A 10,427-nucleotide genomic window follows, 5' to 3' on the forward strand; every position below is an offset into this window, starting at 1 on the left:
GCCGTCACCGTGCCTTCCTTCGAAAAAGCAGGTTTCAAGCCAGCGAGCGATTCGGCTGTTACACCGTGACGCACGAACTCGTCGGTCTTGAACACCACCGGATCGCCCTTGCGCTGCGGAATCGCCACCGGCACGATTTCCGCGTCGAAGCGGCCTGCCTTCTGCGCGGCTTCCGCCTTGTTCTGCGAGAGTGCCGCGAACGCGTCCTGCTCTTCGCGCGTGATGCCGTATTCCTTCGCCACGTTCTCCGCGGTCACGCCCATGTGGTACTGGTTATAGACGTCCCACAGGCCGTCGACGATCATGCTGTCGATGAGCTTCGCATCGCCCATGCGGAAGCCGTCACGCGAGCCGGGCAGCACGTGCGGCGCCGCGCTCATGTTTTCCTGGCCGCCGGCCACGACGATCTCCGAATCGCCCGCAAGGATCGCGTTGGCCGCGAGCATCACGGCCTTCAGGCCCGAGCCGCAGACCTTGTTGATCGTCATCGCGGGCACTGCCGTGGGCAGCCCCGCCTTGAGCGACGCCTGACGCGCAACGTTCTGGCCCGACCCCGCGGTCAGCACCTGACCCATGATCACGTCGCTCACCTGCTCGGGCTTCACGCCCGCGCGCTCCAGCGCAGCCTTGATGACCAGCGCGCCCAGATCGGGCGCCGCAATCTTCGCCAGTGTTCCGCCGAATTTGCCGACCGCGGTACGTGCGGCCGAAACGATCACAATGTCAGTCATTTTCTGTTCTCGCGTGAAAAAACGCTCGCCTGCGTCGAAGCTGCCAGGCATCGCGTCGAAATCTGTTGATCGCGGTCACGGTGCAACGCGCGAATCAGGACCTGCGGGTTTGTCGCGCGCGTCGCCCAAAGCGCGCGTGGTTGCCCCATCCCTGATCAAAACGACAACCGCATTGGGAGTGCCGTTGCGTAGTCTCGATGGCTTGCCGCGTGACATTGCCAGCGTCCTGTCAGGGTTGCCGGAAGAGAGCGACACGTTCAGCGCAGTGATTGAAGCGCTGCAGCCGGGGGGCGGCTATCCGAAAATGATCGGAGACATCCTTCAGCCGTTAGCTGGATTGCTCCAACTGGGCCCGGACGAGCATGACCCATTCCGCCCGGGTGTGCGTCGCGATATCGGACAGCTTGCTACCGTAGGAGATGCCCTTTGCTGCGGCGCGCTGTGATGCGCTCACCAGCTGGACAAAAATCTCCGACGGCTTGCGGCTTTGCATCGCGCCCTTCAGGGCGGCCTCGCTTTCCGCTAATGCCACCCAGGTGGCACGCATATTGAGTTGTGTCACGGCTTCGATGCCCTGCAATGCGGCACTGGCCAGAGCGAGTGATGTTGTGATGCCGGCCTGATGCGTGGCCCTGAGTTGTTCGGGGGTAAAAACGATCACCGGTCATGCTCCATCATTCGTATAACTAACCAATCCGCTACCCGGTAAGATCGCGGCGGGCACCTCTGGTGAGGCTCAAGGCAGCCCATCGGGGTTGCGTCAAAATTAGAGTGGTTATTCTAAGGCATCAATTTAACAATTTGCTGCGCCGCAATAATAAGGATAAACCCTTATTTTCTCAATCTTGGTATGCTTTTCGCGTATATGCATAGATAGAGGATTCATATAGGACTCGTATTGGCCGCCCGTATCGCTGCCCTGGCCATGCAGCCAGGCGTCTGAAGGCGGACCTGAGATCCGGTCTGACGGCGCGTACCCCCGTATCGAGCCAGGTTCTGGCCCAGTTCACGGTACTGCAGGCGTCCCGCGGTCGCTCGTGGAGTCATGGCGTGGCTGGCCTGTTCAGAGATCGGGCGTTGGGCTCGCCCAGACAGGTCCCCGACCCCGCAACCCGCAATGGGGGCCGCCTCGCGCCACGGGTGATTTCCGCCAGGGTGCCGGCGTCGTCAGCCAGCATTCGGTCAGCCCGCGAGGGCGCATCCACGATCTCTTTGGATGCAACGTCATGGCAGAGCGCGTTGGCGGGCAGGGAACGCGTCGACCGCGCGGGCGTTTGCCGTACGGGGGCACGACATGGCGTCCCATCATGCCGCCCTCGCGCAAATTCGCTGGCGCTCGGCGGTAGCCATCCGGCATGTCACAAAAGTGACACAATACACTGTCGCGTGAGTCGGCGGGATCTCCGCACGCTTGATCAAGTTCTGGCGGATCTGAAAGTGATCGGGAATTTTGAACGCCTGTCGCGTCTGCTGATGGCTGCGCTGCTTGGCAGCGTGATGGGTTTTGAGCGCGGGAGACTGAGCTGGGCAGCAGGCCTGCGCACGCACATGCTGGTTTGCGTCGGGGCTGCACTGAGCATGCTGGTCTCGGCCTACGGCTTCGCCGACGTACTGGGCCAGAAGAGCGTCGTGCTCGATCCATCCCGGGTTGCTGCCCAGGTGGTGCCGGGCATCGGCTTTCCTGGCGCCGGGTCGATCCTGCTACACGGTGATGTCGTGCGCGGTCTGACGACCGCCGCGAGCCTGTGGTCGGTAGCAGGTATTGGCCTGGCAGTGGGCGGCGGCATGTACACCGCGGCGATCGGCGCCACGGTCATCATTCTCATCATCCTGGCGGGCATCAAACCGCTGGAACGGCGCTTTATTTCTGTGCGGCAGCAGCGCACCATCCAGCTGCTGGTCGAGCACGGCAGCGTGTCGCTGGACAGCGTCCATCGGGCGCTCGGCACCGGGAGCGTGCGGGTCACGCAGTTCATTGTCCAGCAGTCGGAGGATGACGCCGATCTCGATGACGTGCAGCTCGCGTTGTCACGGGTGAGCGCGCGAGAATTCCCGGCGATTTGTGCGCGGCTCGAAGCCATGTCGGGCGTCCGCGAGTGCCGACGCGAGAAATAAGGCAGGGAGACGGTCATGAGGCGAATCTACGACTACGAGGGCTTTACGCTTGAGATCTCTGTTGAGTCCGATATCAGCATCGGACCGAAGACGCTCAAGCCAACCCGGCCGGGATATGTCGCCGTCGTCAGGATATTTCAGGCAGCGAGCACGCTCGCCGTCTTTTCGCCGTTGCGCTTCGGCGAATCACGCGGCCGGCCTTTCGCAACGGAGGCCGATGCGCTCATGGGCGGATACAGCGCAGCGCGCAAGATCGTTGATGACCTGTTCAGCCATGAAGGGCATTGAACCCTGATCGATCCGTCGCGCTGGCGGATGGCTGAAACCGGTGCGCCCACAACGTCGGGGCTGCCCCATGCAATGGCGTTCCATGAATGCGCATCGATCCAGCGTCATAGCCGGTCACCACGCCCGTCCGTTCCCAGCCATTGGGGAATCTCCTGAACAACCCGGAATTATGGCTCGGATTTAACAAAGTTAGAATGAAGCCTCTAGATTGATCGGCGGCGCGGCGCGAAGCGCAGGTTCGCGAACGCCAGTACGCCGATGATCGGCCGCTGTGGCAGCGGCCACGCCTGTTGGTGAGCACCTGGAGCCAATTCGTGAGCAGTTCGGAAGAGAAATCATTTGCCACAACTGCAGCCGGTGCGGCTGCGTTCCCCCTCCTGGCCGGCCATCTGGTTGCCGGTTTCAGTGAACTCGCGCTGTTGAACCTCTCGATGTATGCATCGGTCCTCGCTGGCGCGCAGAACAAGCGTGAGAGCATGCCGCCGTCGCAGACGCCGGAGCCGCTTGCCTGGAATCGGGCCGGCACGATGCTGCCGTTTGCTGCCCAGGTCGCCGCGCATACCAGCGCCGTGATGGACATGACGTTGCAGACGTCGACCGCGGTGAACCGGCTTGCCCTTGATGGCTATGTTGAAACGGTCCGGCACGCGACAGCGGCTATCGCTGCGATGGTCAGGAGCCTCCGGGTCGCCGACGCCATGATGAAGTCGCCCGGTCCGGCGCCCGATGATTCGGGTTGCGCCATCGCTACGATGCCCCCTGCTGCCTTGCGGGACATCGCGCGCACGGACACGGATTCCGTCGCAGGCGTCGCGCCTACAGGCCGCAGGCAGCGAAGTCAGTCGCGCTAACCAGCCCGTCGTCCAGATAGCCGTTTTCCGCTGGATCGCCGCTGGATACCGACTTCTTTCTCAACGTCCCAACGCCAGGGAATACCATGCTGAGCCCCCACGAACTCGCCACGCTGATGCTGGTGAAGAATGCGCCTGAGCGGATGGAGGCGGACCGCCTGGAGCTTGGCGCGCTTCGCGCGCTTGATCTGATCGCGATCGAGCCGCCCGAAGCCGGCCTGCCGATGCCTCGCGTGACCCCGCGAGGTGACGCAGTCCTGCGCGCGATTGCCCGGGCGCGCTGAGCGCAGGCACATGGCCGATGGTCTGTCATCCGGACGGACTATATTCACGATGCGTGCTGCCTGGAGCATGAGGCAGCGATCCGGGTGTAACTGGGGAGGCTGACGTGGACCAAACCTGGCTGGGTGTGGCTGCCGGCACGATCGTGCTTGTCATCGCTGTAGTGGGTGTGACTGCGCACTACCTCCGTGAGCGGCGGCGAGCGGATCTTCTGCGCAATCTCGATCACCATGAATGTTGGCAACAGACCCGCTCACGACGTTGAGTGTCGTCGGGGTCCGCGCGGAGGAGCCTGCACTTCAGGTGGCGCCGACGCCGGAAGCAGGGAAGTGCAAACAAGTTCGAACCAGCCGGACACAGGCAACGGGGAACCCATCGTGAGCGACGAATTTGCCGAACGGGATCTGGCGCACATCAGGAACGTGCTGAGCCATCTCGAGCACCCGGCCGACAGCGTCCGGGTCATGGAGAAAGGGCCGGTAGACAATCTGAGCGACTGGCGTGCCAGGGTTCGGACCATTCTGGTCATCCCTTTGCTGCCCATGCACATGGAGAGACAGGCCAGGGATCTGCCCGGTCACCTGGTTCGACTTGAGAGACCGCGCCGTTGTGCTGGCGCCAGCGGCGACCCCGCATCATTGTTTTCAGCACATCAAGCGGACGGTGGTCAGTTGCAATGACAACAACCTGTCGCGCTCTGGCGAACAGGAAAACTCGTCCCCGTGCGGAACGTGCTGAACTGGGTGAAGCTGTTGCCCGCGCGCGGGTCCTCGATTTTGCGTCCCGCGCTGCACCGTGCCACTACTGGCTTGGCGAACACCACCGCGGCTACACATCCGACCGGCTCGGTGCGAACTGAAGGCCCTCACACGAATATGGCACGACAACCTGTCAGGGATTCCCGTCGCTTTCATGACCGGACCGTGTGCGTCGATCGCGCGACCGGTTGCCCCGGACGAGCCGGACTTGTGCCTGAGTGGCGAAGTCGCGCAACTCGTGGCGCATGTACCAGGGCCACCACGCGAGGTGATAAAAAAGCAGACAGCCACTACGCGGCCCATGGCGCCACCTGTGTGGTACGCCGTAAGCCGGAAAGTCCGCAACTGTCCGGTAGCCCAGACAGCAGACACCGATCATCATCCAGACAATGGCGATAACGAGTGTTGAAATGGACAGCGCACAGGCGAAGATAAAGATGCCGAGCGGCGCACAGATTTCGAGGGACGAACGGGTTCGCATGGCCTTTTCTCCCCGCCAGAAAAGTAGGCTCGATGCGTCAGCGTTTTGCCGGCGCCCGATGCGTACGTGTTACACCGCGATGCCGGGGAAGCTCCGGCCTGTGACCGGGAATCGGGCTCCCTGGCTAATTCTTCGATTTGTCTAAAAAATATAGCACTTGTAGTGAAATCTGGAATCATGAAAGAACGAGCCACCGTCGTGTGCTGGCAACGCGGAAGAGTCCTTCTCGTCGAACGCGGGCGGGCGAGATGGTCGCTGCCCGGCGGTACGATCCAGCGGGGCGAGTCCCCCGCGGATGCCGCCCGGCGGGAACTCAGCGAAGAGACGATGCTGGAGGGCTGCGAGATGAATTTCCTGTTCCAGTTCGGAGGCCGGAACAAACGGCATCACGTCTTTTTCTCAGTGTTGCCCGATGCGGCGAGGCCTGCGCCGGCCAACGAAATCCTGAGATGCCGGTGGTTTCGCCCCGGGAAGGTGGCTACGCTCATCACCAGCGTGCCGACGCGTGAGATCATCAACCTGCTGTTCAGTCACGAGCTGACGGCATCTGGCATCGTTGCCGCGTAGTCAGTCTGGCGCCCCAGCGCCGCGCTACCGATGGATCCGGGTCGTGTGCGGTGCTCGAATCGCAGGCCGTCGCCGCCCGGCAGCGGGGGTTCCAACTGGTCCGAATGTGTGCCCACCAGATGGAATCAAGGCCGCGAGGAACCGTGAGCGGTTCCTGATATGCCCTGAATGCGAGCCGGACTATCCCGTGCCAACCCGCTAAAGTTTGTGAGCCGGTTGCCGAAAATCCATGCATGGCGCACGAACAACCCGAATTTCCCGATAACGATCCGGTCTGGGCAGAAGCGCGGGCGCTTGAGGCCAGCATCCGCGCGATCAGACGGGCACAGGGGAAAGAGGAATCCTGAACACTTTTCTCCGGATACCCCCGAATGGCTTGCGGTCATGGAGGAGTTCGCGCGGGACGTCAGCCGTGTGCTTGCGCTCGATGTCGATGACCCTGGAAAGGACGATGCCAGCGATCTGCACGGGACCGGAGCGGCCGGTTAGGGCGTACGCGCGAGCCGGTGTTGCCCTCTGCAACCGCTCCATGGATGTTCTGCGCAATGCCTTGTCATGGAATTTTGTCCTGGCGAAAATCCGCACTGCAGGGAATTGCCAGGCGCCGTGCAATGTTGTTGAAGCATGCGCCGCCGGCACCTCCCGCATCCCGGTGAAAACCAGCATCGACGCTGGCTCCTGGCAGGCAGACGCCCTGCACCAGACCGGTCCAATATTTCTCCTGGGCAACGGTGTCCGGATCGGTGGTCGTCCGGGTCACAACAAATGCTACGACGTATCCTGTTTGAACTGGCCGGTGTTTTCGTTCCGGCCGCGCAAAAGACTGAATACCTTCTGGAGCTGGACCCGCGTGCCGGCGTGCTGCCCGAAACCGCCGATGAACTCGCCATTGCGAGCAAGCATGACCTGTCACAATCGCGTGACTCAGCCAGCTTGCGTCTGGCGCGTTCATCCCGTCGCCGCTCAAGACGCGGAATCCGACGGGCGTCGCGTCAACACTGAAGGCGGCCACCAGACGCGAACAGGAGCTCGTGCCCGTCACCGGTCGTCGTCGTTTCGGCCCGCGTCTCATGTTGCGCGACAAACGATGCCGGGGCGTGGTGATCGATTCTGTTGCGGAGGTGAACACGGTAGCGCGACGGGGCTGCGTATCGAGGGAAGCGGATCGCCTTGCCCAAGCTGGGACAACCGGTTTCGTGAGCGCGCGAACCTCCCCCGCTGGGATCGACGGCCCGCATGCGTGGCTCACTTCGACTTCGGTGGCCGGCCGGTCTTGACCGGCTTGACAGTCCGCACGGCCGCAAGAAGGCGTTTCGTCGGCTCAGACGCCAGCAGAAGCAGCCCGGCACGCACGAGCTCGCTTTTTTTTCACGGCGAAGCCTGCATCAAGGCAGCGCTGTTTGAGCACCGCGAGCTGCTCGTAATCTTCCCGGGGCATCGTGAAGGTGTCGCGGACGACCTTTTCCCGTTTGACACTCTCCCTGCGGTGGTGGGCAACGCGCCGGGGAGGCGCTTCAACAGGCGTTGCCCTCCCGGTCTGTGGTTTCGCCGCCGCATGTCGAGCCTTCGCAGCCTGGACGGACTTCTTGCCGGACGCGGCCGCATTGGCACCTACGTCCGGAGATGCAGGCGGTCGCTTGCCGCTTCTGTTCCTGGCAGCCTGTGCTTTCATGGTTTTTTCAGATTTGACAAACCGTACAAACAGTTTATCGTCTTTCTGGTACGGGGAGTTTTCAATGCCAGACAAGCACATATCCAGCCAGTTTGATGCTGAACTTGAACACCTGTCGTCGAGATTTTTCGAGATGGGGGGACTGGTTGAGTCACAGTTGACCGATGCGATGGAGGCGCTCAGCCGCTTCGACATGGGTCTGGTCGAGAAGGTGATTGATGAGGAGCATCGACTCAATGCGATGGAAGTCGAGATCGATGCGGAGTGCAGTAACGTCATCGCGCGGCGCCAGCCCATCGCATCCGACCTGCGGCGACTGATGGCCTACTCGAAGGGCATCAGCAATCTTGAGCGCGCGGGTGATGAAGCACGCAAGATCGCAAAGCGGGTGAGGAGAATTGCGAATGACGCTGCGGGCAGGAATCTGAATATCGCAGAAATCCGGTCATCGGGTCGGATGGCGGGAACCATCTTCCACGATGCGCTCGCTGCATTTGCCCGGCTCGATACGGTTGAGGCTGCCCGGATCATGCGCGAGGATGAGGCGATTGATGAGCAGTACCGCGCATTTGTGCGCAAGCTGCCGAGATACATGACTGAGAATCCCCGCATCATTTCTTCCGCGCTCGACTATGTGTCGATTGCGTCGGCCATCGAACGGATCGGCGACCATGCGAAAAACCTGGCGGAGCTCGTCATTTATGTTGTGAAGGGCAAGGATGTCCGTCACGTTTCCCGGGAGCGACTTGAGCATGAAGCGCTGGGTGATTGAGAACCCGGCGGCATAGGCACGAGGACTCAACGACCGCCCGCGCCATCTGGGCCAGAGCGCCACATGAGCAACGTCGCCGTGTTGAATGATCTGAATGCCGCTTCGACGTCGATGCGGCGCTGCCCAATCGCGCGAGGCCTGAGCTGGCGGAGGAAACCCTGAGATACCGGCATGTTACACGTGCATCTAGACCCGGACGTCAACGAGTAACGCCAGGAGAAGGCAGAGCGTCGCAGCGAGCAGCAGGATGCCCAGGGTCAGCCAGCCGTTGGGGGTCATAGGTGGTTTATAGTTTTCTGTTGGCAATGGGCCGCGGATCGACAAGGTCACGTGCTCACCTGTCTTTGCGCTGCGAGTCGGTCCGTTTCGACGGTCGGGGCGATGAGCTTGCGCTGTCACGCCTGCGCTCGGGGTGCCGTCGTCTGGCGGGTCATCGCATCAGGAGTCGCAGTCGGGATCGTATCCCGCAAAGATGACGCGGATACGTAATCCTCGACTGGAACCTTGAACTTCCACTACGGCCCGCGTCGCGCCTGAAACCGGAACCGGCTGCGTTACCGCTTCGTGTAATTACCACTGGGGCTCATTGCGTATCGACAATCCACACAAAGAAGCCGGCGACGATATGAAATCCGATGCCTCGCTCGATGGTCGTGCTCATTGATGCCGCAACGTTGCGCGCGCATTCGGCCTCACCCGGACCAGAATCTTGACCGGGTTGGCGCGGGTATCCAGACTTTTCTTGTCGTCCTACCGGTACGACGGCGAATCCGGTTTTGCCCGCGATCCGGGGGCTTGTGCGGCTTGCTGCCTTCGCGGTAGGGTTACGCGGATAGCATCGCATGAGTCTCGCCGGCGAGTTGCGGTCACGACAGTGTGCCGGACAGTCTAATTTACCAGAGGAAAGAAACATGAATAAACAGGAACTGATCGACGCCGTCGCATCGGCTACGGGTACAAGCAAGGCGATGACCGGTGAGGCCATCGATGCCGTTATCGGCGCGATCACGAACGCAGTGGTCGAGGGAAAGACGGTACAACTGATTGGATTCGGTTCCTTCAGCACAGGTGACCGCGCCGCACGAACTGGCCGCAATCCAGCGACGGGCGAGGAAATCAGCATCGCAGCCGCGAAGACCGTGAAGTTCACGGCAGGCAAGGCGTTCAAGGATGTGGTGAACGGTACCGGAAGATGAGAGGTGCTGCCTCCCGGTGAGGGTACGCAACATCGCAACAATTGCGAGGCGCACCACCGACACTGCTGATCGCCGCGTGACTGTCCGCCTCGAGACTGCCGATCACCGGCGTTGCCGGGGGCCAGCGCACGGGCAGCACCGGCGGGTCACGTTCGGCGAGATGCCGGGCCAGTGAGTCCCACGCGAGCGGCGGCAGCGCGACGCGCGCCAGTTTCCCGCCCTTGCTCCCGACGCGCAGCCAGTGGCCGCGGCGCGGATCGGCTTCGAGTGTCCCAGCGTCGCGCCAATGAGCTTGCCCGCAGGCGCGGTGCATAGCCGAAATCCAGCAGGAAACCTAACCGCTGAGCGGCTGGGGCCGACCGCATTCATCGAGTCGAATGTTCAAGTATTACTCCATTAATAGTCGTTGCCATCAACCGATGGCTATTTGTGGTCTCTCCGAGGCATATCGACATCGCGTGCTTTCGTTGGCATCCTTGAACTTCTCACGAAAACAAATGGGCAATGCCATGTGGAAATGCCGCGAATGTGATGCCGAACTGGACTTCGAAGAGATCGACCCGGAAGTCGATTCCCACGGCCTGCACTTCATTTGCCCAGAGTGCGGACATCGAAACAAGCTGGTCAATATCGGGAAGCCGGATGGCCCGATCGAGCTCGTTCAGCCGGACAGCTGAACGTGTATCTCGTCTATGGGAGTGCGGTTACCTTCAA

At 61.7% G+C, this 10,427-nt stretch carries 14 protein-coding genes; 9 read left to right on the top strand and 5 right to left on the bottom strand.

All coding sequences use genetic code 11. The features are described 5' to 3' along the window. Both BO1_RS35255 and phaP read right to left on the bottom strand, forming a co-directional pair. Window positions 1–731: acetyl-CoA C-acyltransferase (locus BO1_RS35255; protein ID WP_028221591.1), on the bottom strand; the 731-nt coding region annotated here is incomplete at its 3' end. Between the two features lie 328 nt (window positions 732–1,059). Then, entirely contained in the window at window positions 1,060–1,392 is a 333-nt protein-coding gene (gene phaP / locus BO1_RS54040; protein WP_043287897.1) for a TIGR01841 family phasin, read from the bottom strand. A gap of 776 nt (window positions 1,393–2,168) precedes the next feature. Between phaP and BO1_RS35265 the strand changes: the two genes are divergently transcribed. The 5 genes from BO1_RS35265 (at window position 2,169) to BO1_RS35285 (ending at window position 4,947) form a co-directional block, all read left to right on the top strand. After that, complete coding sequence (locus tag BO1_RS35265; RefSeq protein ID WP_028221592.1) at window positions 2,169–2,846, top strand: MgtC/SapB family protein; 678 nt, start codon at window positions 2,169–2,171, stop codon at window positions 2,844–2,846. Between the two features lie 15 nt (window positions 2,847–2,861). Next, window positions 2,862–3,134: a hypothetical protein gene (locus BO1_RS35270; protein WP_028221593.1), complete on the top strand. Its 273-nt coding sequence runs from the start codon at window positions 2,862–2,864 to the stop codon at window positions 3,132–3,134. Between the two features lie 314 nt (window positions 3,135–3,448). Beyond that, window positions 3,449–3,985: a hypothetical protein gene (locus BO1_RS35275; protein WP_028221594.1), complete on the top strand. Its 537-nt coding sequence runs from the start codon at window positions 3,449–3,451 to the stop codon at window positions 3,983–3,985. 86 nt (window positions 3,986–4,071) lie between these two features. Further along, on the top strand, window positions 4,072–4,269 hold the full coding sequence (locus BO1_RS35280) for a hypothetical protein (RefSeq protein WP_028221595.1): 198 nt from the start codon (window positions 4,072–4,074) through the stop codon (window positions 4,267–4,269). Between the two features lie 375 nt (window positions 4,270–4,644). Further along, window positions 4,645–4,947, top strand: coding sequence for a hypothetical protein (locus BO1_RS35285; RefSeq protein WP_156992570.1), 303 nt, complete (start codon window positions 4,645–4,647; stop codon window positions 4,945–4,947). Window positions 4,948–5,158: 211 nt separating this feature from the next. Here the strand turns inward: BO1_RS35285 and BO1_RS59695 are convergent, their stop codons facing one another. Beyond that, window positions 5,159–5,506, bottom strand: a complete 348-nt coding sequence (locus BO1_RS59695) for a hypothetical protein (protein WP_156992572.1) — start codon at window positions 5,504–5,506, stop codon at window positions 5,159–5,161. A gap of 177 nt (window positions 5,507–5,683) precedes the next feature. Here BO1_RS59695 and BO1_RS35290 point away from each other — a divergent pair, with 177 nt between their 5' ends. Beyond that, on the top strand, window positions 5,684–6,073 hold the full coding sequence (locus BO1_RS35290; RefSeq protein WP_043287891.1) for an NUDIX hydrolase: 390 nt from the start codon (window positions 5,684–5,686) through the stop codon (window positions 6,071–6,073). 315 nt (window positions 6,074–6,388) lie between these two features. Here BO1_RS35290 and BO1_RS35295 read toward each other — a convergent pair whose 3' ends face one another. Both BO1_RS35295 and BO1_RS61490 read right to left on the bottom strand, forming a co-directional pair. Further along, entirely contained in the window at window positions 6,389–6,739 is a 351-nt protein-coding gene (locus BO1_RS35295) for a hypothetical protein (protein ID WP_028221598.1), read from the bottom strand. Window positions 6,740–7,394: 655 nt separating this feature from the next. Then, on the bottom strand, window positions 7,395–7,820 hold the full coding sequence (locus BO1_RS61490) for a hypothetical protein (protein WP_245643984.1): 426 nt from the start codon (window positions 7,818–7,820) through the stop codon (window positions 7,395–7,397). Here BO1_RS61490 and phoU point away from each other — a divergent pair. From phoU to BO1_RS59705, 3 genes are all read left to right on the top strand, one after another. After that, on the top strand, window positions 7,810–8,517 hold the full coding sequence (gene phoU / locus BO1_RS35305; protein WP_028221599.1) for a phosphate signaling complex protein PhoU: 708 nt from the start codon (window positions 7,810–7,812) through the stop codon (window positions 8,515–8,517). The two genes, BO1_RS61490 and phoU, sit on opposite strands and share 11 nt — an antisense overlap. Window positions 8,518–9,428: 911 nt before the next feature. Further along, entirely contained in the window at window positions 9,429–9,713 is a 285-nt protein-coding gene (locus BO1_RS35310; RefSeq protein WP_028221600.1) for an HU family DNA-binding protein, read from the top strand. A gap of 377 nt (window positions 9,714–10,090) precedes the next feature. Beyond that, window positions 10,091–10,390, top strand: a complete 300-nt coding sequence (locus tag BO1_RS59705) for a hypothetical protein (RefSeq protein ID WP_156992576.1) — start codon at window positions 10,091–10,093, stop codon at window positions 10,388–10,390. Window positions 10,391–10,427 lie beyond the last annotated feature (37 nt).

It is taken from the genome of Paraburkholderia oxyphila NBRC 105797 (assembly GCF_000685075.1).
Taxonomy (GTDB): Bacteria; Pseudomonadota; Gammaproteobacteria; order Burkholderiales; family Burkholderiaceae; genus Paraburkholderia; species Paraburkholderia oxyphila.